Annotated in this window: 19 protein-coding genes; 6 read left to right on the top strand and 13 right to left on the bottom strand. The window is 71.2% G+C overall.

Going from position 1 to position 20737, the window contains the following annotated elements:
- The first annotated feature begins 131 nt into the window (after window positions 1-131).
- Complete coding sequence (gene argS, locus ACO1BR_RS30455; RefSeq protein ID WP_426798315.1) at window positions 132-1886, top strand: arginine--tRNA ligase; 1755 nt, start codon at window positions 132-134, stop codon at window positions 1884-1886.
- Window positions 1887-2118: 232 nt separating this feature from the next.
- The gene (locus ACO1BR_RS30450; RefSeq protein WP_426798314.1) at window positions 2119-3078 is read left to right on the top strand and encodes a CinY protein; all 960 of its coding nucleotides are present in this window, start codon (window positions 2119-2121) and stop codon (window positions 3076-3078) included.
- A gap of 51 nt (window positions 3079-3129) precedes the next feature.
- Here ACO1BR_RS30450 and hemB read toward each other — a convergent pair whose 3' ends face one another.
- The 5 genes from hemB to ACO1BR_RS30425 form a co-directional block, all read right to left on the bottom strand.
- A complete protein-coding gene (gene hemB / locus ACO1BR_RS30445) occupies window positions 3130-4125 on the bottom strand; it encodes a porphobilinogen synthase (RefSeq protein ID WP_426798313.1) in 996 nt (331 codons plus the stop codon).
- Window positions 4126-4271: 146 nt separating this feature from the next.
- Entirely contained in the window at window positions 4272-5921 is a 1650-nt protein-coding gene (locus tag ACO1BR_RS30440) for a uroporphyrinogen-III synthase (protein ID WP_426798312.1), read from the bottom strand.
- On the bottom strand, window positions 5918-6934 hold the full coding sequence (hemC, locus tag ACO1BR_RS30435; RefSeq protein WP_426798311.1) for a hydroxymethylbilane synthase: 1017 nt from the start codon (window positions 6932-6934) through the stop codon (window positions 5918-5920). The genes ACO1BR_RS30440 and hemC overlap by 4 nt, the downstream gene beginning before the upstream one ends.
- Entirely contained in the window at window positions 6931-8328 is a 1398-nt protein-coding gene (locus ACO1BR_RS30430) for a glutamyl-tRNA reductase (protein ID WP_426798310.1), read from the bottom strand. Before ACO1BR_RS30430 ends, hemC begins: the two co-directional genes overlap by 4 nt.
- Before the next feature lie 64 nt (window positions 8329-8392).
- Window positions 8393-9163 carry a redox-sensing transcriptional repressor Rex gene (locus tag ACO1BR_RS30425; RefSeq protein ID WP_426798309.1) on the bottom strand — a complete coding sequence of 257 codons (771 nt, stop codon included), beginning with the start codon at window positions 9161-9163 and terminating at the stop codon, window positions 8393-8395.
- 332 nt (window positions 9164-9495) lie between these two features.
- On the opposite strand from ACO1BR_RS30425, the gene ACO1BR_RS30420 reads away from it, so the two are divergent.
- The 4 genes from ACO1BR_RS30420 (at window position 9496) to ACO1BR_RS30405 (ending at window position 13498) form a co-directional block, all read left to right on the top strand.
- Window positions 9496-9783: a glutaredoxin family protein gene (locus ACO1BR_RS30420; protein ID WP_426798308.1), complete on the top strand. Its 288-nt coding sequence runs from the start codon at window positions 9496-9498 to the stop codon at window positions 9781-9783.
- A gap of 259 nt (window positions 9784-10042) precedes the next feature.
- Window positions 10043-10912, top strand: coding sequence for an HAD family hydrolase (locus ACO1BR_RS30415; RefSeq protein WP_426798366.1), 870 nt, complete (start codon window positions 10043-10045; stop codon window positions 10910-10912).
- 330 nt (window positions 10913-11242) lie between these two features.
- Window positions 11243-12031, top strand: a complete 789-nt coding sequence (locus ACO1BR_RS30410) for an ECF subfamily RNA polymerase sigma factor, BldN family (protein ID WP_426798307.1) — start codon at window positions 11243-11245, stop codon at window positions 12029-12031.
- Window positions 12032-12298: 267 nt separating this feature from the next.
- The gene (locus ACO1BR_RS30405) at window positions 12299-13498 is read left to right on the top strand and encodes a DUF5667 domain-containing protein (RefSeq protein ID WP_426798306.1); all 1200 of its coding nucleotides are present in this window, start codon (window positions 12299-12301) and stop codon (window positions 13496-13498) included.
- A 69-nt stretch (window positions 13499-13567) separates the two neighbouring features.
- Here the strand turns inward: ACO1BR_RS30405 and ACO1BR_RS30400 are convergent, their stop codons facing one another.
- The 8 genes from ACO1BR_RS30400 to ACO1BR_RS30365 form a co-directional block, all read right to left on the bottom strand.
- Window positions 13568-14554 carry a lysophospholipid acyltransferase family protein gene (locus tag ACO1BR_RS30400; protein ID WP_426798305.1) on the bottom strand — a complete coding sequence of 329 codons (987 nt, stop codon included), beginning with the start codon at window positions 14552-14554 and terminating at the stop codon, window positions 13568-13570.
- 14 nt (window positions 14555-14568) lie between these two features.
- Window positions 14569-15618, bottom strand: coding sequence for an NAD-dependent epimerase/dehydratase family protein (locus ACO1BR_RS30395; RefSeq protein ID WP_426798304.1), 1050 nt, complete (start codon window positions 15616-15618; stop codon window positions 14569-14571).
- A 201-nt stretch (window positions 15619-15819) separates the two neighbouring features.
- Window positions 15820-15918 carry a 30S ribosomal protein bS22 gene (locus tag ACO1BR_RS30390; protein WP_003948845.1) on the bottom strand — a complete coding sequence of 33 codons (99 nt, stop codon included), beginning with the start codon at window positions 15916-15918 and terminating at the stop codon, window positions 15820-15822.
- Window positions 15919-16037: 119 nt separating this feature from the next.
- On the bottom strand, window positions 16038-16247 hold the full coding sequence (locus ACO1BR_RS30385) for a helix-turn-helix domain-containing protein (RefSeq protein WP_033271009.1): 210 nt from the start codon (window positions 16245-16247) through the stop codon (window positions 16038-16040).
- Window positions 16248-16375: 128 nt separating this feature from the next.
- The gene (locus ACO1BR_RS30380) at window positions 16376-17191 is read right to left on the bottom strand and encodes a phosphatase (protein ID WP_426798303.1); all 816 of its coding nucleotides are present in this window, start codon (window positions 17189-17191) and stop codon (window positions 16376-16378) included.
- Window positions 17192-17323: 132 nt separating this feature from the next.
- Complete coding sequence (locus tag ACO1BR_RS30375) at window positions 17324-18499, bottom strand: acetoin utilization protein AcuC (RefSeq protein ID WP_426798302.1); 1176 nt, start codon at window positions 18497-18499, stop codon at window positions 17324-17326.
- Window positions 18450-19703, bottom strand: coding sequence for an MFS transporter (locus ACO1BR_RS30370; protein ID WP_426798301.1), 1254 nt, complete (start codon window positions 19701-19703; stop codon window positions 18450-18452). The genes ACO1BR_RS30375 and ACO1BR_RS30370 overlap by 50 nt, the downstream gene beginning before the upstream one ends.
- Before the next feature lie 154 nt (window positions 19704-19857).
- The gene (locus ACO1BR_RS30365; protein ID WP_426798300.1) at window positions 19858-20508 is read right to left on the bottom strand and encodes an HAD family hydrolase; all 651 of its coding nucleotides are present in this window, start codon (window positions 20506-20508) and stop codon (window positions 19858-19860) included.
- Window positions 20509-20737 lie beyond the last annotated feature (229 nt).

Here is a 20737-nt window from a genome sequence, read left to right as displayed (position 1 = left end):
GAGCCATTGTCCCAGACACCCGCCGGACGGAAATTCAGTGGTAGTGCCGTGGGATACTCGGTGGCAAACCCTTTCCCCGGCAACGACTCCTCCTACGGCAACGACTCCTCCTAGAAGAGAGTGCTCTCTCCATGGCCTCGGTCCCTTCCCTCGCAGCTACGGTCAACCAGCGCGTCGCGGACGCCCTCTCGGCAGCCCTGCCGGAGGCCGGCGCCGCGGACCCGCTGCTGCGACGCAGCGACCGGGCCGACTTCCAGGCCAACGGCATGCTCGCGCTGGCCAAGAAGCTGAAGGGCAACCCGCGGGAGCTGGCCGCCAAGGTCGTCGACACGATCGGCGCCGACGGCCTCCTCAAGGAGGTCGAGGTCTCCGGCCCCGGGTTCCTCAACATCACCGTCGCCGACGCGGCGATCGTCAGGACCCTCGCCGCGCGCGCCGCCGACGACCGGCTGGGCGTGCCGCGCAAGGACACCCCGGGCACGACCGTCGTCGACTACGCGCAGCCGAACGTCGCCAAGGAGATGCACGTCGGCCACCTGCGGTCGGCGGTGATCGGCGACGCGCTGCGCAACATGCTGGACTTCACCGGCGAGAAGACGATCGGCCGCCACCACATCGGCGACTGGGGCACGCAGTTCGGCATGCTCATCCAGTACCTGATCGAGAACCCGGACCAGCTGGCCCCGGCCGCCGACACCGACGGCGAGCAGGCGATGAGCAACCTGAACCGGGTCTACAAGGCGTCGCGCGCGGTCTTCGACTCCGACGAGGAGTTCAAGGAGCGGGCCCGCAAGCGGGTCGTCGCGCTGCAGTCCGGCGACCGGGAGACGCGCGACCTGTGGCAGCGGTTCGTGGACGAGTCGAAGATCTACTTCTACTCGGTCTTCGAGAAGCTGGACATGGAGATCCGCGACGAGGAGATCGTCGGCGAGTCCGCGTACAACGACATGATGGCCGAGACGGCCCGGATGCTGGAGGAGGCGGGCGTCGCCGTCCGCTCCGAAGGCGCGCTCGTGGTCTTCTTCGACGACATCAAGGGCAAGGACGACAAGCCGGTCCCGCTGATCGTGCAGAAGGCGGACGGCGGTTTCGGGTACGCGGCCAGCGACCTGTCGGCGATCCGCAACCGCGTCGCCGACCTGGGCGCGACGACGCTGCTGTACGTCGTGGACGTCCGCCAGTCGCTGCACTTCCGGATGGTCTTCGAGACGGCCCGCCGGGCGGGCTGGCTGAACGACCAGGTCACCGCCCACAACATGGGCTACGGCACGGTCCTCGGCGCGGACGGCAAGCCGTTCAAGACGCGTGCGGGCGAGACGGTACGGCTGGAGGACCTGCTCGACGAGGCGGCGCAGCGCGCCGCCGAGGTGGTGCGCGAGAAGGCGCAGGACCTCACCGAGGACGAGATCCGGGAGCGGGCCGCTCAGGTCGGCATCGGCGCGGTGAAGTACGCGGACCTGTCGACGTCGCCGAGCCGGGACTACAAGTTCGACCTGGACCAGATGGTGTCCCTCAACGGCGACACGTCCGTCTACCTCCAGTACGCCTACGCCCGTATCCAGTCGATCCTGCGCAAGGCCGGCGAGACGAAGCCGGTCGCGCACCCGGAGCTGGCGCTCGCCCCGGCGGAGCGGGCGCTGGGCCTGCACGTGGACGCGTTCGGCGACACCGTCGCCGAGGCGGCGGCGGAGTACGCACCGCACAAGCTCGCCGCGTACCTCTACCAACTCGCCTCGCTGTACACGACCTTCTACGACCAGTGCCCGGTCCTGAAGGCGGACACCCCGGAGCAGGTGGAGAACCGCCTCTTCCTGTGCGACCTGACCGCCCGCACGCTGCACCAGGGCATGGCACTGCTGGGGATCCGGACGCCCGAGCGCCTGTAAGGACCTGGCCCGGCCCCAGGGCCGCACGCACGAGTCCCTCGCACCCCTGGCCGGGCGGCGTTCACCGCATCCGCCCCGGCCCGCCGGCCAGCCCGGAACACCCTCCCGACCTGGCCGTTTAAACTTGGACGTCGGCCCGGGGCGGGCATGGGGAACCACGGAACCAAGAGGGCTGCACGTGCGGGGGCGTAACACGACGAGGCGCAGGCTGCCTGCTTTCCTGGCAACGGCCGTGGTCACTCCCGCTCTGCTGCTGGCGACCGCCGGGCCCGCCGACGCCTTCGGGACGGTCAACGCGTTCGGGCAGCACGCGGAGCACGAGCGGATCACCCGGGCGGCGCTGGCCTGCGCTCCGGGGGTCCCTTCCGACGGCTCCTGCTTCGAGCCGCGCTCCCTCGATCAACTCGCCGGGCACAGATGGACGTTCGGCGCGGTCGGCGCGCCGGACTCGGACGAGACCCTCGACTCCGCCGCGCACTGCGACAACGCGGACTATCTGGACGCGAGGGGCTATCCGCGGAGCCGGCGGCAGGCCACCGAGGCGCTGCGCGGCTGCATCGCCCACCTGCAAGCGCGCTTCCGACAGGGGATCGCGGCGGCCGGCGGCACGCTCGATGCCCGGGGCCGCGTCACGGCCTCGGAGACGCGGCTGCGGAGCGACTGCACCTTCACGCTCGGCCTGGGCGGCCGGGCCAAGTGCGAGGCCGTGGAGGGGTTCGGCCGCGCCCTGCACGGAGTCCAGGACTTCTACGCGCACAGCAACTGGACGGATCGCAGCGACCCGTCCCGCCCGGTCGGCCCGGCCAATCCCCCGGGCCTGGGCCGCTCCGCGCCGTCACCGCTGCTGGATCTCGCCGTGCCCCGGCCTCCCCAGCCATGGGCGATTCCACGGAGCCTGACGACGGGCTGCTTCTCACTCCTGGTCGGCGCCTGTTCCCGGCGCGTCACGCACGCCGACCTCAACAAGGACGAAGGGTCCATCGACCCGGTCTCGGGCGCGACCAGCGCTCCCGGCACCGTACGCGGCCAAGCCGCGGGGAACTTCGATCGGGCGGTGCACGGCGCCATCACCGAATCCCGCCGCCAGTGGCGGGAGTTCCGCACCGCGCTCCTCCAGCGGTACGGCAAGCGGCGCGGTGCCCGCCTCGTCTGCGTCATCACGCATGACGACCCGGTCCGCGACTGCGCCTGACACCTCCTGCGGAACGTGCCGGCGCGGTCGCGGAACCGCCGTCGGCGCCGGCTAGTCGCGCAGCCGCCGCGCGACCTCCGTCGCCCAGTACGTGAGGATCATGTCGGCACCGGCCCGCTTGATGCCGGTCAGGGACTCCAGGATCGCCTTGTCGCGGTCGATCCAGCCCTTCTCGGCGGCGGCCTCGACCATCGCGTACTCGCCGGAGACCTGGTACGCGGCGACCGGTACGTCCACCGCGTCCGCGATCTTCGCCAGTACGTCGAGGTAGGGCAGCGCCGGCTTGACCATCACCATGTCGGCGCCCTCCTCCAGGTCGAGCGCCAGCTCGCGCAGCGACTCGCGGAGGTTGGCGGGGTCCTGCTGGTAGGTCTTGCGGTCGCCCACCAGCGACGATCCCACCGCCTCGCGGAACGGGCCGAAGAACGCCGAGGAATACTTCGCGGTGTAGGCGAGGATCGAGACGTCCTCATGGCCGGTCTGGTCCAGCGCGTCCCGGACGACACCGACCTGACCGTCCATCATGCCGCTGGGGCCCACGACATGGACGCCCGCGTCGGCCTGGACCTGGGCCATCTCGGCGTACCGGTCCAGGGTCGCGTCGTTGTCGACCCGGCCCGCGGCGTCCAGCACCCCGCAGTGCCCGTGATCGGTGTACTCGTCCAGGCACAGGTCCGACATGATGACGAGGTCGTCGCCGACCTCCGCCCGTACGTCCCGGATGGCGAGCTGGAGGATGCCGTCGGGGTCCGTGCCCGCCGTACCGGCCGCGTCCTTGTTCGCGTCGTCCGGCACGCCGAACAGCATGATTCCGGCGACCCCGGCCTCGACCGCCTCGACGGCGGCCTTGCGCAGGGTGTCGCGGGTGTGCTGGACGACGCCCGGCATCGCGGCGAGGGGCACCGGCTCGGCGATGCCCTCCCGTACGAACGCCGGCAGGATGAGGTCGGCCGGATGCAGGCGGTACTCGGCGACCATCCGCCGCATGGCGGGGGTGGTGCGCAGCCGTCGCGGTCGCGCGCCCGGGAAGCTTCCGTACTTCGTCATGCCACCCACGCTACGCCCGCCCCGCACCCGCCTTTGCCGACGTGGCGTCGGCCGGCCGGGCCGCACAACCCCGGGTCCGGGGCACCCCGGACAAGCGGAAGGGCGCCCCGGAAAGAGGCGCCCTTCAGAGCTGTACGTACCGCCGGTCAGCTACGGGCCCGCCGGCGCGAGCCGGGCCGCCGCTCGCTGGGGCGGGTGACCGGGTCCCCGGCCTCGACCGCCGCGTCGCGCCGGGCCGCGCCGAAGTCCGCGAGGGCTTCGGCCAGCTTGTGGACCGACGGCTCGGGCGACATCACGTCGACGCGCAGCCCGTGCTCCTCGGCGGTCTTGGCGGTGGCCGGGCCGATACAGGCGATCACGGTCACGTTGTGCGGCTTGCCGGCGATGCCGACGAGGTTCCGCACGGTCGACGAGGACGTGAACAGGACCGCGTCGAAGCCGCCGCCCTTGATCGCCTCGCGGGTCTCGGCCGGCGGCGGCGAGGCGCGCACGGTCCGGTAGGCGGTGACGTCGTCGACCTCCCAGCCCAACTCGATCAGGCCGGCCACCAGCGTCTCGGTGGCGATGTCGGCGCGCGGCAGGAACACCCGGTCGATCGGGTCGAAGACCGGGTCGTAGGGCGGCCAGTCCTCCAGCAGCCCGGCCGCGGACTGCTCGCCGCCGGGCACCAGGTCCGGCTTCACGCCGAAGGCGACCAGCGCCTTGGCGGTCTGCTCGCCGACCGCGGCGACCTTGATCCCGGCGAACGCGCGGGCGTCGAGCCCGTACTCCTCGAACTTCTCCCGGACGGCCTTGACGGCGTTGACCGAGGTGAAGGCGATCCACTCGTAGCGGCCGGTGACCAGGCCCTTGACCGCGCGCTCCATCTGCTGCGGGGTGCGCGGCGGTTCGACGGCGATGGTCGGGACCTCGTGCGGCACCGCGCCGTACGCGACGAGCTGGTCGGAGAGCGACGCGGCCTGCTCCTTGGTCCGCGGTACGAGCACCCGCCAGCCGAACAGCGGCTTGTTCTCGAACCACGAGAGCTGGTCCCGCTGCGCTGCCGCGCAGCGCTCACCGACCACGGCTATGACCGGCTGCCCGCCGTCCGGCGACGGCAGCACCTTGGCGGCCTTCAGCACCTGGGCGACGGACCCGAGGGTCGCCGTCCAGGTGCGCTGCCGGGTGGTGGTGCCGGCGACCGTGACGGTCAGCGGGGTGTCCGGCTTGCGGCCGGCGGCCACCAACTCGCCGGCGGCGGCGGCCACCGAGTCGAGGGTGGTGGAGACCACCGCGGTGGCGTCGCTGGTGCCCAGCTCGGCCCAGCAGCGGTCGTCGGCGCTGCGGGCGTCGATGAAGCGCACGTCGGTGCCCTGGGCGTCGCGCAGCGGCACACCGGCGTACGCGGGCACGCCGACCGCGGCGGCCACGCCGGGCACCACCTCGAAGACGATCCCCTCAGCGGCGCACGCCAGCATCTCCTCGGCGACATAGCCGTCGAGCCCGGGATCCCCGGTCACCGCTCGCACGACCCGCTTGCCCGCGCGGGCGGCCGCCATGACAAGATTGGCGGTGTCCCTAAGGGTGGGGATGTCGGCGGGGATTGACGCCTCGTCAGGTGACGCCTGCAGTGGCGTGTCCACCTGTGCGCGTGCGTGCACGCGCACGACGTCCAGGGCCTGCGGGTCGGCGATGAGTACGTCCGCGGAGGCCAGCGCCTCCACAGCACGCAACGTCAGCAGTCCCGGGTCTCCCGGCCCGGCACCCAGGAAGGTGACCTGACCGGAGGCGGAGTGGTTTGGGACGGTGGGGTTCAAAGTGCTCGCTCCCCCATAAGACCGGCCGCACCCTTTGCGAGCATCTCGGCGGCGAGTTCCCGGCCCATGGTGAGCGGGACCGATTCGTCGTCAAGAGAGGCAGGTACGTGCCCGGTGGTGGACAGCTGCACCGCCGCGCTGCCGTCGGTCGTGCCGACGACACCGCGCAGGTGCATTTCGGTGACAGCCTGCTCGTCAGCCTTGGGGCCTCCCCTGCTCGAGCACAGCCGAGAGCTTGGGGAAAGGTCGGCCAGTGCCGCCACGGGAGCGGAACAGCCGGCCTCCAGGGCGGCGAGCAGGGAACGCTCGGCGGTCACGGCGGCCCGGGTGACCGGGTCGTCGAGCTCGGCGAGCGCGGCGATGAGGTCCGCTCGGTCGGCGGCGCACTCGATCGCCAGTGCCCCCTGGCCGGGGGCGGGCAAAACCATGTCGGGCGACAGCAGCTGCGTCGCCACGTCGATCCGGCCGATCCGGGTGAGTCCGGCGGCGGCCAGGACGACCGCGTCCAGCTCCCCCTTCTCGACGAAGCCGATCCGGGTGTCGATGTTCCCGCGTATCGGGACGGTCTCGATGCGCTTGCCCAGCGCCCTGGCCCAGGCGTTGAGCTGCGACATCCTCCTGGGGGACCCGGTCCCCACGCGCGCGCCGTCCGGGAGTTCTTCGAACCGGAGCCCGTCCCGGGCGATCAGCGCGTCGCGGGGGTCCTCGCGCACGGGTATGGCCGCCAGGACCAGGTCCTCGGGCTGTGCCGTCGGCAGGTCCTTGAGCGAGTGGACCGCGAAGTCGATCTCGCCGGCGAGCAGCGCGTCGCGCAGCGCGGAGACGAAGACGCCGCTGCCGCCGATCTGCGCGAGGTGCTCACGGGAGGTGTCACCGTAGGTGGTGATCTCGACGAGCTCGACGGGGCGACCCGTCAACTCGCGCACCGTCTCGGCGACCTGACCGGACTGGGCCATGGCGAGCTTGCTCCGCCGCGTCCCCAGTCTCAGGGCCTTCATCGTGCTGTCAGTCATGCCCGCTCCCGTGCTGCGTCGTGCCGGTCGGCACGTGTGTCGGCCCTGCTGACGGCGGCGACCGTCTGGGGGTCGAGGTCGAAGAGTTCCCGCAGCGCGTCCGCGTATCCGGCGCCGCCGGGCTCGCTGGCGAGCTGCTTGACCCGCACGGTGGGCGCGTGCAGGAGCTTGTCGACGACCCGGCGGACGGTCTGGGTGATCTCCGCGCGCTGCTTGTCGTCCAGGTCGGGAAGCCTGCCGTCGAGCCGGGCGATCTCGCTGCTGACGACGTCCGCCGCCATGGTGCGCAGGGCGACCACGGTGGGGGTGATGTGCGCGGCGCGCTGCGCGGCGCCGAAGGCGGCGACCTCGTCGGAGACGATGCCGCGCACCTTGTCCACGTCGGCCGCCATGGGCCCCGCCGACGGCGTCGGCTGGTCCGACCCGGTGGCGGACGCGTCGGCCAGCGTCTCGATGTCGACGAGGTGCGCGCCCTCGATCCGGTGCACCGCGGCGTCGATGTCGCGCGGCATGGCCAGGTCGAGCAGGTACACATCGCTGTCGCGTCCGCGGACCGCGGTCTCGACCTGGGCGCCGGTCAGCAGCAGCCCGGCCGCCCCGGTGCAGGAGACCACGATGTCGGCGACCGCGAGCTCGTGGTCGACACAGGACATCGCCGCCGCGCGGGCGGTCAGCCCGGTGCCGGCGCCCGGTCCGCCCGGCTCGGTGAGGATCTGCACGAGCCGCTCGGCGCGCGCCACCGTGCGGTTGGCCACGACGAGCTCGCCGACGCCGTTCCGTACGAGGGTGGTGGCGGCCAGCGAGGACATCGAGCCGGCGCCGATCACCAGCGCCCGCCGGCCGCGCGCCCACCGCGCGACATCGGCGCCGCCGGCGAGCTGTTCCAGGCCGAAGGTGACCAGCGACTGGCCGGCCTTGTCGATCCCGGTCTCGCTGTGCGCGCGCTTGCCGACCCGCAGGGCCTGCTGGAAGAGGTCGTTGAGCAGCCGCCCGGCGGTGTGCTGCTCCTGGGCGACGGCCAGCGCGTCCTTGATCTGGCCGAGGATCTGGCCCTCGCCGACCACCATCGAGTCCAGGCCGCAGGCCACCGAGAAGAGGTGGTGGACGGCGCGGTCCTCGTAGTGGACGTAGAGATAAGGGGTCAGCTCCTCCAGGCCGACGCCGCTGTGGCGGGCCAGGAGGGTGGACAGCTCGGCGACACCGGCGTGGAACTTGTCCACGTCGGCGTAGAGCTCGATGCGGTTGCAGGTGGAGAGCACCGCGGACTCGGTGGCCGGCTCGGCCGACACCGCGTCCTGGAGCAGCTTGCCGCGCGCCTCAGGGGCGAGCGCCGCCCTCTCCAGCACGCTCACCGGCGCGCTGCGATGGCTCAGCCCGACGACGAGAAGGCTCATGCTCGCACCTCACTCCGCGAGGCACGGCGGACGCACGGGGTGCGCCGTCCGGTGGTGGGCTCGTTCATGCCGGCATCACGGCGGGGACGTCCCCGTCAGGTCCCTTGCGGTCGGCCGCGACGGCGCCGGCGTCGGCCACCGGGGCCGGCGCCGCGCTCTCGTGACCGGTCTCCTCGCCCGCCTTGCGCTGCTCGTGGAAGGCGAGGATCTGCAGCTCTATCGACAGGTCGACCTTGCGGACGTCCACCCCGTCCGGGACGGTCAGCACGGTCGGCGCGAAGTTGAGGATCGAGGTGACCCCGGCGGCGACCAGCCGGTCACAGACCTGCTGGGCCGCGCCCGCCGGCGTCGCGATGACGCCGATCGACACGCCGTTGTCCTCGATGATGTGCTCCAGCTCATCGGTGTGCTGGACCGCGATACCCGCGACCGGCTTGCCGGCCATGGCCGGGTCGGCGTCGATCAGCGCGGCGACCCGGAAGCCGCGGGAGGCGAACCCGCCGTAGTTGGCGAGCGCGGCGCCGAGATTACCGATACCGACGATGACGACCGGCCAGTCCTGGGTCAGGCCGAGCTCCCGCGAGATCTGGTAGACGAGGTACTCCACGTCGTACCCGACGCCCCGGGTCCCGTAGGAGCCGAGGTAGGAGAAGTCCTTGCGCAGCTTCGCGGAGTTGACCCCCGCCGCGGCCGCGAGCTCCTCGGACGAGACCGTGGGGACCGAGCGCTCGGAGAGCGCGGTCAGTGCGCGCAGATACAGCGGTAGCCGGGCGACGGTGGCCTCGGGGATGCCTCGGCTTCGGGTCGCCGGTCGGTGAGTTCGGCCAGTTGCCACGGTGCTCCTGCGGGTAGAGCGGGGCTGCAGGCGGCCGCGAGAAACCCGACCGCCCCGTCTTCTGCAGGCTATGTCTTTGTGAACGCGTGCACAAAGATAGTGTCCGCTTTGTCCGGCCAAAGTGATAGGGGTCACGCGGCTTTTACAGGCATTCGCGGAACCAACTCCCACGTCACACCGTTCACTCGCGCCACCGGCATTCCGCGGCAGCACCGACGGGAGCACGCGCCCTCACTCCTCACCGCCATACCCCCGGAAACCTATAAATCGCCCATCGATGATAATCGACCGGCCGTCCCGGCGGCACCGCTGCGAACCGGCACAATGGCCCCATGGCTCCCCTGTTCGGCTCAATCGGCCGCGCCCCCCGCAAGAACCCCGCCGACCGGATGGTCACCCTCATCGGAAAGCCGGGCTGCCATCTGTGCGACGACGCGCAGGCGGTGATCGAGAAGGTCTGCGCGGAGACCGGCGCGTCCTGGGAGAAGAAGGACATCACCGAGGACGCCGAGCTGCACCACAAGTACTGGGAACAGATTCCGGTCGTCCTCGTCGACGGCGCCCAGCACGACTTCTGGCGGGTGGACCCCCAGCGGCTGCGCACCGCACTGGGCGCCTGAGCGCCCCACACCCCCGCGAAGCCCCGTACGGACCCTGTACGGCCCGCGGAAAACGGCCCCGCGGGTTGGCCGTAACGCATCCGTCGGCAGGCCAGGGGTCGCCTGACACGCGCCCGTAACCGGCTGCACCGAACAAACTGGCTACGCTAGCCGCATGGCCCGCCCGTCGCCCGCCCACCGCCCCGCCAAAAGTCCCGCCGGAGCGCACTTCTCAGCGGGATGGTTCACCCGCCGCAGACGACCCGCCACCGCACGCAGCGTGCTGGCCGGCGAGGCCGCGGCCGAGGCCGCCCGGAAGTCCTCCCAGGAGGCGCCACCGGAGGAGGTCGCCCCGGCCGAGCCCGAGTTCCCGGTCGCCGGGGACGAGGCGGCCGCCGCCTTCTTCGACCTCGACAACACCGTCATGCAGGGCGCCGCGCTCTACCACTTCGGCCGCGGCCTGTACAAACGGCACTTCTTCCACAAGCGCGACCTGGCCCGCTTCGCCTGGCAGCAGATCTACTTCCGGCTGGCCGGCGAGAACTCCGAGCACATGGCGGACGTCCGCAACAGCGCCCTGTCCATCGTCCAGGGCCACCGCGTCGCCGAGCTGATGTCCATCGGCGAGGAGATCTACGACGAGTACATGGCCGAGCGCGTCTGGCCCGGCACCCGCGCGCTCGCCCAGGCCCACCTCGACGCCGGCCAGAAGGTCTGGCTGGTCACCGCCGCCCCCGTGGAGACCGCGACGATCATCGCCCGCCGGCTGGGCCTGACCGGCGCCCTCGGCACCGTCGCCGAGTCGGTGGGCGGGGTCTACACGGGCAAGCTGGTGGGCGAGCCGCTGCACGGCCCGGCCAAGGCCGAGGCGGTCCGCGCGCTGGCCGCCGCCGAGGGCCTGGAGCTGTCCCACTGCGCCGCCTACAGCGACTCCGCCAACGACATCCCGATGCTGTCGCTGGTCGGCCACCCCTACGCGATCAATCCCGACACCCGACTGCGCAAGCACGCCCGGGAGCAGGGGTGGCGGCTGCGCGACTACCGAACGGGGCGCAAGGCCGTCAGGATCGGCATCCCGGCGGCCGCCGGTGTGGGTGCCCTCGCGGGCGGCGCGGCGGCCGCGGTCGCGCTCCAGCGCCGCCGCCGCTGACCAGCACTGATCACCGGGCGACGCGGCGGGCCAACCGCACTCCCTACCCCCGCCGCCGCCCCGTCAGTCCCTTTCCTGCCGGTTAGCCACAACACGCCTTCCAACCAGGCAGATTGCGCTCCCTTCCGATCAGTAGTTGCTCAATATTCGATACTTGATCCGCCACCAACCGGACACGGAACGTAAGTAATCGATGATTTGAGCAACTGGGTGTAGCGCTGCCTGTACGAAGCGTTATTCTCCTCAGACGCAATCCGGAACCCACACGTCCCTACGACGAGTGAACGGTCCCGCACTGCACGTGATGGAAGCTCTGCCTCTGGGAGTCCCGTGTACCCACACGTCGGGGTTGACGCCTCGGGCCTGGCTACGCTGCGTACGACGCTCGTCGACCACCTGCGCAGTTTTGTCCCCACCGCGTACGCCGTCCCCGCATTCGCCTCAGCCATCCCCGCCGGCCCCTGCTACGCCCTGGCCGACGGGAGCGCTGCGGTCGGCAAGGCCGCTACCGCCGGCAGAACCCGCCGCGCCGGCACCGGTGCGGCCACCGCGCGGCGCCCCGCCGACAGCGACAGCCGCCGCATGATGGACCTCGTCGAACGCGCCCAGGCCGGCGAGGCCGACGCCTTCGGCCGCCTCTACGACCAGTACGCCGACACGGTCTACCGCTACATCTACTACCGGGTCGGGGGCCGCGCCACGGCCGAGGACCTCACCAGCGAGACCTTCCTGCGCGCCCTGCGCCGCATCGGCACGTTCACCTGGCAGGGGCGCGACTTCGGCGCCTGGCTGGTGACCATCGCCCGCAACCTCGTCGCCGACCACTTCAAGTCCTCCCGCTTCCGCCTGGAAGTCACCACCGGAGAGATGCTCGACGCCAACGAGGTCGAGCGCAGCCCCGAGGACTCGGTCCTCGAATCGCTCTCCAACGCCGCCCTGCTGGAGGCGGTACGCAAGCTCAACCCCCAGCAGCAGGAATGCGTCACCCTTCGCTTCCTGCAGGGCCTCTCGGTCGCCGAGACCGCCCGCGTCATGGGCAAGAACGAGGGCGCGATCAAGACCCTCCAGTACCGGGCCGTCCGCACCCTGGCGCGGCTCCTCCCCGAAGACGCCCGCTGACCCCCAGCACCCCTCCGCCACCCCCAACACCCCCTCAACCGCTCACCGTTGGTGACCGGTCATGCCCGGTCGGTCAGATCATCGTGAGTGCGTAACCCGAGTGCCGAGCCGCTCGTTGTGCGGAATGCAGGCTCCAAGCGGTCACGCCATGTCCGCCGCCCCTCACTCGATCGAGTGGCCCGGACAAGGCGTGCAACCATCCGGCCCGTCTGGATAGTCCAAGCCAGTCCGGGGAGCCGAGCGGGATGACGAGAGGAGGTGCCGCCCGTGATCGCGAATGTCTCCGTGCACCGGCGGGCCAACGCCTTCGCCCAGGCCCTGGACGAGCAGGAGCTCAAGGGCGCGGCGACCGAGGACCAGGTCGACAATCCGGCGCAGGTGCCGGGAGAAGCACGGCTGTTGGCGGTCGCCGACGGCCTCGGGGAGCTCCCGAGGCCGGAAATGGCCGCCGAGGTCAAGACTGTCCAGCGCGCCCAGCTCATCGCAGCGATGGAGGCCGCCTTCGCCGAAGGCGCCACGTCCGGCGACGCCCGGGTGCCCGAGCAACGCGAACGGGGGGGCACGCACCGCGCCGGCAAAGCGATCGGCCGGCTGCGCCCGCGCTCCCGTCTGTCCAAGGGGCTGGCAGCGGGCGGACTGACGGTCGGCGTGGCCGCCGGAGCCTTCAGCGGCGTCGCCGCGGCCAGCACCGACGCCCTTCCCGGCGACTCGCTCTACGGCCTCAAGCGCGGCATGGAGGACCTCCGGCTCACCCTTGCCGACGACGACTCCGACCGCGGGCAGCTCTATCTCGACCAGGCTTCCACCCGCATGCTGGAAGCCCGTCGCCTGATGGAGCGCGGCCGGGCGGCCAGCCTCGACCACGAAGCGCTCGGCGAGGTCCGCAAGGCCCTCTCCGGCGTCCGGCACGACGCGGGCGAAGGCCACCGCCTGCTGCACGCCGCGTACGAGCGCAACGGCTCGCTCGGCCCCATCCAGGCGCTGAACTCCTTCACCCGGTCGCACCGCCACACCTGGACGCAGCTGCGCGACAAGCTCCCGGTGCAGCTCATGGACGTGCGCGACCAGGTCAGTTCGGTCTTCGCCGCCATAGACGACGAGGTCGGCCCGCTGCTGCCGTCGGGCCCGGACAGCCGCAGTCACCACCGCGGCACATCCGCCGGCGGGGGCACCGCGGCCGGCGGGGACAGCCGCCCGTCGCCGCAGAACGGCGATACGGGCACCGAGGCCCAGGGCAGCGGCTCCCAGCCGCCCCGCCCGTCGGCGTCGCCCTCCCAGGAGCACGAGGGCCTGCTCGGCGGCAATACGGGCGGTCTGCTCAACCCACCCGGCAAGGGCGGCAGTCCGTCCCCGCACGACGGCAGCCATGGCAAGGACGCCATCGGCCGGCCCGACGTCACCCTCCCGCCGCTGCTGCCAGGGCTGCTTCCCGGTCTGGGCATCGACGGCGAGGAGTCGCCCAGGTAGCACCCCGTACGGCCCGTACGGCACCCGTACGGCAGCTGCCGCGCGCTCGGTGTTCTTCCGGTCCTTCCCTCAGAAGAACACCGAGCGCCGCTGCACCAGCAGCTTGTAGAGGGTGTGCTGGATCGTCTCCCGGACCTGGTCGGTCAGGTTGAACATCAGCATCGGATCGTCCGCGGCCTCGGGCGGAAAGCCGTCCGTCGCGATGGGCTCGCCGAACTGGATCGTCCACTTCGTCGGCAGCGGCACCGCCCCCAGCGGCCCCAGCCACGGGAACGTCGGCGTGACGGGGAAATACGGCAGCCCCAGCACCCGCGCCAGCGTCTTGGCGTTCCCGATCATCGGGTAGATCTCCTCCGCGCCCACGATGGAGCACGGCACGATCGGCACCCCGGCTTTCAGCGCCGTCGAGACGAAGCCGCCCCGCCCGAAGCGCTGGAGCTTGTAGCGGTCCGCGAAGGGCTTGCCGATGCCCTTGAAGCCCTCCGGCATCACCCCGACGATCTCGCCGCGCTCCAGCAGCCGCTGGGCGTCCTCGGCACAGGCGAGGGTGTGCCCGGCCTTGCGCGCCAGCTCGTTTATCACCGGCAGCACGAACACCAAGTCGGCCGCCAGCAGCCGCAGATGGCGCGTCGCCGGGTGGTTGTCGTGCACCGCGACCTGGAGCATCAGGCCGTCCAGCGGCAGCGTCCCGGAGTGGTTGGCGACGACCAGCGCGCCGCCCTCGGACGGGATGTTCTCCAGGCCCTTCACCTCGACCCGGAAGTACTTCTCGTAGAACGGCCGCAGCAACGACATCAGGACCTGGTCGGTCAGCTCCTTGTCGTAGCCGAAGTCGTCGACCTCGTAGTCGCCGGTGATCCGCCGGCGCAGGAAGTTCAGCCCGCCCGCGATCCGTTCGTCCAGAGTGCGGCCGGTGCTCGGCGGCGGGGGTGCCGCCGACTCCGGATCCGTGCGCGCTTCCGGTACGGGCGCCAGCGCCGTACCGCGCCCGGCCCGCCTGGCCTTCCGGCGCGCCCGGGGTTCCTCGCCGAAGGGAATGACCTTGGCGTCCGCCATCGTGGGTGAACTCCTCACTGGGTCGGGCCACCGCGTGCGGTCAGCACGCCGGCGAGCCGGTCGACGGTGCGGGCGAGGGACTCGGGCGGCAGCAGCCCGGGTCCGCGGCTGCGGGCGAATTCCGCGAAGGTCTCCGCCGTCGTGTACTGCGGGTGGAACCCCAGTGTCTCGCGCATCTGCGAGGTCTCGACGACCCGTCCGTGCGTGAGCATCCGGATCTGTTCCGGGGAGAAGTCCGTGATGCCGATGGACCGCAGCGCCGTACCGGCCCAGGTCACCGTCGGCAGGAACAGCGGCAGCGTGGGCCGCCCCAGCCGCCGGGAGGTCTGCGAGAGCAGCAGGACGCCGTCGCCGGCGATGTTGAAGGTGCCGCTGTTGAGCGTGCCCCGGCGCGGCGCCGCGGCGGCGATCCGCAGCACCTCGATCGCGTCCTCCTCGTGGACGAACTGGAGCCGGGGGTCGTAGCCGAGGACGGTCGGCAGCACGGGCAGCGAGAAGTACTCGGCGAGCGGGGAGTCCGCACACGGGCCGAGGATGTTGGCGAAGCGCAGCACGCACACCGCCACGTCGGGCCGGCGCCGGGCGAAGCCGCGTACGTACCCCTCGACTTCGACGGTGTCCTTGGCGAAGCCGCCGCTGGGCAGCGACTTGGGTGGGGTGTTCTCGGTGAAGACGGCCGGGTCGCGGGGTGCGGAGCCGTAGACGCTGGTGCTGGACTTGATGACCACGCGCTGGACGTTCGGGGACTTCTGGCAGGCGCCGAGCAGCTGCATGGTCCCGATGACGTTGGTCTCCTTGACGGAGGCCCGGCTGCCGCGGCTGCCCAGGGGCGTGCCGTTGATGTCCATGTGGACGACGGTGTCGACGCCGGTCTCCGCCAGGACCCTGGCGATCGCCGGATGCCGGATATCGGCCTTGAGGAATTCGGCACCGCCCAGATGGTGCTCCGGTGGCACGGCGTCGACCCCGATCACCCGGTCGACGTCGGGATCACGCTGGATCCTGCGGACGAACCGGCCCCCCAGCTGCCGTGCGGCTCCCGTGACGAGCACGACGTTGCCCAAGATCAGCCCTCCTTCCCACAGCGGCTGCCAGCCGAGCCGAGCTGTCCGGCTCACGCTAGCCGGTCGGTGTTGCGCGGTGATGACCGCACGATGCCCGTAACGACATTTGCGTACGACCACCGTCCATACGGCCCACACAAGCGCCGCGGCCCCTTATCGCCCAGAGGCGATAAGGGGCCGCGAAATCGCGATCAGCGTCGCTTACTTCTTGTTACGACGCTGAACACGGGTGCGCTTGAGCAGCTTGCGGTGCTTCTTCTTGGCCATCCGCTTGCGCCGCTTCTTGATAACAGAGCCCACGACTACCCTCGCTCACTTCGAATCACTCGGTGCGGGGCGTCCGAGCCCACACTACCTACATCGGGCCAGCCTACCCGGCGCCGGGCGTACGGCGTAATCCGAGGGTCTCCAAAGGCCCGTCAGGCCGATTCCACCCCCACGAACGACTCACGGAGATAGTCGTGGACCGCCTGCTCCGGCACCCGGAAGGACCGCCCCACGCGGATCGCGGGCAGATGACCGCTGTGCACCAGGCGGTACACGGTCATCTTCGACACTCGCATCACCGTGGCGACTTCCGCCACTGTCAAAAACACAACCTCGTTCAGAGGCTTCTGGTCCGCAGCCATCACACACCTGCACCTTCCGCATAAGACGGTCACCGGCTTCCCCTCCGGTGACTCTTCGTCGCCATGCGTTCACTCCCCAGATTAGGGGCGGGTGATGCGAGTGGGGAAGAGGAGCAGCGACCGACCGCCTACCGGGACAGACGTGCCCGATCCAGTACATACCGCGTCAGGGGGCGATAGTGAACAGCCTCTACCCCGTCATCGAGCGGCACCACCGCCGACACCCGCCCCTCCGCCTGCCCGACGAACAGCGCCGGGTCGTCGGTGTCCGCCAGACCGATGGCCTCGATACCCAGCTGACCTGCCCCACAGACCCAGCCGTGGTCCCCGATGACCAGGGCGGGAAGCGGTTCCGCGGCCGCCGCCGCGGCATCGAGAGCGGTCCGTACGGGGAGCGGGGAATGGGTGTGCGCGCCCCCGGTACCGGCCGCGCCCCGCACGCCGGTTTCGCGCATCACCGCGACTCCCCGTACGTAATCGAGGACCCCGGTGCGTACGCCGAACTGGGTCGCTATGTCGACACGGTGGCCATACGCAGGGGTGAGGACAGGGCAGCCCGCCGACGAGAGGGCGTCTGCAAGCGCGGCGTAGAACTCCAGCAGCCGGTGCGGATGCCCGGTGCCGAGCAGCACCGGCACCCGTCGGCGGGCCGCCACGCCGACCCGGTCCGCGAAACGGTCCAGCCCCGCGATCGTACGATCTGGATCGATCACATCAGGGCCTGAAGTGTGCGCGGGATCGACCGAAATCCCGCACTCCTGTCCCATCAGTCGCAGAACTTCACCGAATGCCCAGTCCCCTTCCGGATCGAGCCCCAGCAATACCCGGGGATCGCGCGCCGAGAAGAGCCGATAGCGCCGCAGACTCTTCTCCCGCACGGTCGCGATCGTCCCCGCGAGCCGCGCCTCGATCAGGTGCGCCCGCAGCGCACCGGTGCCCAACACGGGCCCCATGCTGACCCGTTGACCGGGGGGCCAATGCCCTAACCGACGGGTAGTCACACATCTGGGGGCACCGGCGCCGGACGGCACCGGGGACCGCGCCGCAAAGGCCCGCCGCCCGTACCCGGCGCCGCCCTACGGCAGCAGCCCGTGCGCCGGGAACACCGCCCGGCGGGTGGCCAGCACCGCCTGGTCCAGCCGGTCGGCCGGGTCGTAACCGCCCTCGGCGAAGTCCCGCCAGGAGGGCGTCCGCCCGTCCGTCATCCGCTGCGGCGCCAACTGCCGCGTCCTGCGGAACACTTCGTGCCGCCAGGCCGGCGGCACCATCGAGGTCGGGTCGATCGGCCGGCCCGCCGCGATCGCCGTCAGATGCGTCCAGCTGCGCGGCACCACGTCCACGACCTCGTAGCCGCCGCCACCGAGCGCGACCCAGCGGCCGTCCGCATGCTCGTGGGCCAGCGCATGGCAGGACTCGGCCACCGCGCGCTGCGCGTCCAGGCTCACCGCGAGATGCGCGAGCGGGTCCTCGAAGTGGGTGTCCGCGCCGTGCTGGGTGACCAGCGCCTGCGGCCGGAACGCCGTCAGCAGCTCGGGCACCACCGCGTGGAAGGCCCGCAGCCAGCCCGCGTCGCCCGTGCCGGCCGGCAGCGCCACGTTCACCGCGCTGCCCTCCGCGCCCTGCCCGCCGGTCTCCTCCGGCCAGCCGGTCTGCGGGAACAGCGTCCGCGGATGCTCGTGCAGCGAGATCGTCAGCACCCGCGGGTCTTCCCAGAACGCCGCCTGGACGCCGTCGCCGTGGTGCACGTCCACATCCACGTACGCCACCCGTTCGGCCCCCAGCTCCAGCAGCCGGGCGACCGCCAGCGCCGCGTCGTTGTAGATGCAGAAGCCGGACGCGCCGCCCGGCATCGCATGGTGCAACCCGCCGGCGAAGTTCACCGCGTGCAGCACGTCACCGCGCCAGACCGCCTCCGCGGCCCCCACCGACTGCCCGGCGATCAGCGCCGACGCCTCGTGCATCCCCGCGAACGCCGGGTCGTCCGGCGTCCCCAGCCCGTACGCGCCATCCGCGGAATCGGGGTCGGCGGAGGCCCGGCGGACCGCCTCGATGTAGTCCTCGCGGTGCACCAGCCGCAGCGTGGAATCCCCGGCCGGCTTGGCCGCGACCACCTCCAGCGGCCCGCGGTCGAGCTCGTACGCCTCCACCAGACGCATGGTCAGGGCGAGCCGGACGGGGTCCATCGGGTGCCCCGGCCCGAAGTCATAGCCCGTTACCGCCTCGTCCCACATCAGCTGTGCGCGACCGCTCATGGTCGTCACCGTATCGGGCCGGAGCAGACCCGAACGAGCGGGCATGGACCAACGTCACCAGGACCAGCGTCATCGGCACCAGCATCGCCCCGCGATAGCTCCATGCGTCGCCGAGCGCGCCCACCAGCGGGGAGCCGATCAGAAAGCCCACATAGTTGAAGATGTTCAGCCGCGCGACGGTCGTGTCCGAAGCCCCCGGGCCGTGCTGCTCGAAGGCGTGCCGCCCCGCCGCGGCGAACGTCTGCGGCACGATCACACACAGCCCGAGCCCCAGCAGTGTGAACCCCGCCATCCCCACCCACGCCCCGGGCGCCGCCGCCACCACCGCGAAGCCGGCCGCCGCCACCACCGCCCCGGTCCGCACCACCGCAACCGGCCCGAAGCGCCGTACCCCCAGGTCCCCGACGGTCCGTCCCAGCAGCGTCGTCACCATGTAGACGTTGTACGGCACGGTCGCCAGCTGCTCCGAGCTGCCCAGGACGTCCTGCAGATACTTCGCGCTCCAGTTGGAGACCGTCGAGTCCCCGATGTACGCGAACGCCATCACCAGGCACAGCGGCAGCAGCAGCCGCATGGCGACCGGCGTCCCCGCCTTCGCCCCCGCCGCGCCCCCGGTCGCCGCCCGCTCGTCGCCGTCCACGAACCACCGGCCCACGACCAGCGCCAGCGGTACCAGGAGAGCCACCACCGGCCCGTACAGCAGCGCCAGCGACAACGTCCAGTGCGCGCCCGCCCACGCCAGCGAGGCGCCCACGATCCCGCCCAGGCTGTACGCGGCGTGGAAGCCGAGCATGATGCTCCGCCCGTACGCCCGCTGGAGGCTCACCCCGAGCATGTTCATCGACGCGTCCAGGGCGCCCACCGACAGCCCGAACACCCCGAGCGCGGCGGCCACTTGCGCCACGGAACCGACCGAGCCGACGGCCAGCAACGCCAGGCACACCACCGGCTGCGCACACCGCAGCACCACACTGGGCCGCACCCGCTTGACCAGGTGCTCGGTACCGACGCTGCCGGCCCCGGCGAGCACCGGAACCGCCGCCAGGAAGACCGGCAGCAGCCCGTCCGAGATCCCGTACCGCACCTGGATCGCCGGTATTCGGGTCACCAGCAGGGCGAACACCACACCCTGGACGCAGAAGCTGAGGGCAAGCGAGACCCGGCCGTGCCGCAGCCGCGCTCCTGGTGCCTGTGGGTCCGTCATGGCCGGTCAGCCTAGAACTCCCGGCTACCACTGGGTAGATGGATCACGCGACCAATTCCCACTGACATACGAAAGGTCAGCAACCGCTCATCCGGACGACATCCCCTCGTCCCTTCCTTCATCCAGCCGGCCTCCCCTCATACGGACGACATCCCTACAGCAACAACCGGGGCAGTTCCGCCATATCGGTGAACAGCGCGGTGGCACCGGCCCCCGCCAGCTCCTCCGCCGGCGTCATCGCGGTGAACCCGTACACATCCATCCCCGCAGCCACCGCCGCCCGCACCCCCAGCGGGCTGTCCTCGACCACCGCACACCGGCCCGGCTCGACGCCCATCTCCTGGGCTGCGTGCAGAAACAGATCGGGCGCCGGCTTCCCCCGCCCGACATCCTGCGACGAGAAGATCCGGCCCTCTCCGAACCGGTCGAACAGCCCGGTCTTCGTCAGCGCCACCCGAATCCGCTCATGGCTCCCGGACGACCCGACGCAGTACGGCACGCCGTCCGCGGCGAGCTTTTCCAGCACCGTCCCCACAGCCGGCACGGCCGTCAGCCGCCGACGGAACTCCTCGAAAACCCGCGTATGAAAGCCGATCTCGAAGTCCTCCGGCAGCGGCCGGCCGCTCCTCTCCCGCACCACGTCGCGCACCCGCTGCACGGATCCCCCCATGAAGTCGCGCAATGACTCCTCGTACGTGGTCGGGTGGCCCAACTCCGTCAGACAGGCGGCAAGGATCTGATTCGAGATCGGCTCGCTGTCCACAAGGACACCGTCATTATCGAAAATGATCAGGCCATAGCGCATGCCTTCGAGCGTACCTACCTCTGACCGCCGTACTGAAAGGTGCACGGGAACAACACGGCGCACGGGCACAACGCAAAAAAGCCCCGCCGGGAACCGAAGTTCCCAACGGGGCTTGCCACACAGGGCTTTCCCACCATCAGGGCTTACCCTCAAACGCAGAAAGGCCCCGCACCATACGGTGCGGGGCCTCCCCACAAAGATTGTTCGGCGGCGTCCTACTCTCCCACAG

Source organism: Streptomyces sp. YGL11-2, assembly GCF_050054615.1.
GTDB lineage: Bacteria > Actinomycetota > Actinomycetes > Streptomycetales > Streptomycetaceae > Streptomyces.
The sequence above is the reverse complement of the archived record's forward strand: the minus strand, read 5'-3'. Positions and strand labels throughout refer to the sequence as shown.

Excerpts from the sequence above, each read along its gene's own strand:
- ACO1BR_RS30400 (WP_426798305.1), bottom strand. The coding sequence starts at position 14,554 with ATGGCGGACGCCAAGGTCATTCCCTTCGGCGAGGAACCCCGGGCGCGC.
- ACO1BR_RS30375 (WP_426798302.1), bottom strand. The coding sequence starts at position 18,499 with ATGAGCGGTCGCGCACAGCTGATGTGGGACGAGGCGGTAACGGGCTAT.
- ACO1BR_RS30370 (WP_426798301.1), bottom strand. The coding sequence starts at position 19,703 with ATGACGGACCCACAGGCACCAGGAGCGCGGCTGCGGCACGGCCGGGTC.
- argS (WP_426798315.1), top strand. The coding sequence starts at position 132 with ATGGCCTCGGTCCCTTCCCTCGCAGCTACGGTCAACCAGCGCGTCGCG.
- hemC (WP_426798311.1), bottom strand. The coding sequence starts at position 6,934 with ATGACTGACAGCACGATGAAGGCCCTGAGACTGGGGACGCGGCGGAGC.
- hemB (WP_426798313.1), bottom strand. The coding sequence starts at position 4,125 with ATGACGAAGTACGGAAGCTTCCCGGGCGCGCGACCGCGACGGCTGCGC.
- ACO1BR_RS30365 (WP_426798300.1), bottom strand. The coding sequence starts at position 20,508 with ATGCGCTATGGCCTGATCATTTTCGATAATGACGGTGTCCTTGTGGAC.
- ACO1BR_RS30385 (WP_033271009.1), bottom strand. The coding sequence starts at position 16,247 with ATGGCTGCGGACCAGAAGCCTCTGAACGAGGTTGTGTTTTTGACAGTG.
- ACO1BR_RS30430 (WP_426798310.1), bottom strand. The coding sequence starts at position 8,328 with ATGAGCCTTCTCGTCGTCGGGCTGAGCCATCGCAGCGCGCCGGTGAGC.
- ACO1BR_RS30420 (WP_426798308.1), top strand. The coding sequence starts at position 9,496 with ATGGCTCCCCTGTTCGGCTCAATCGGCCGCGCCCCCCGCAAGAACCCC.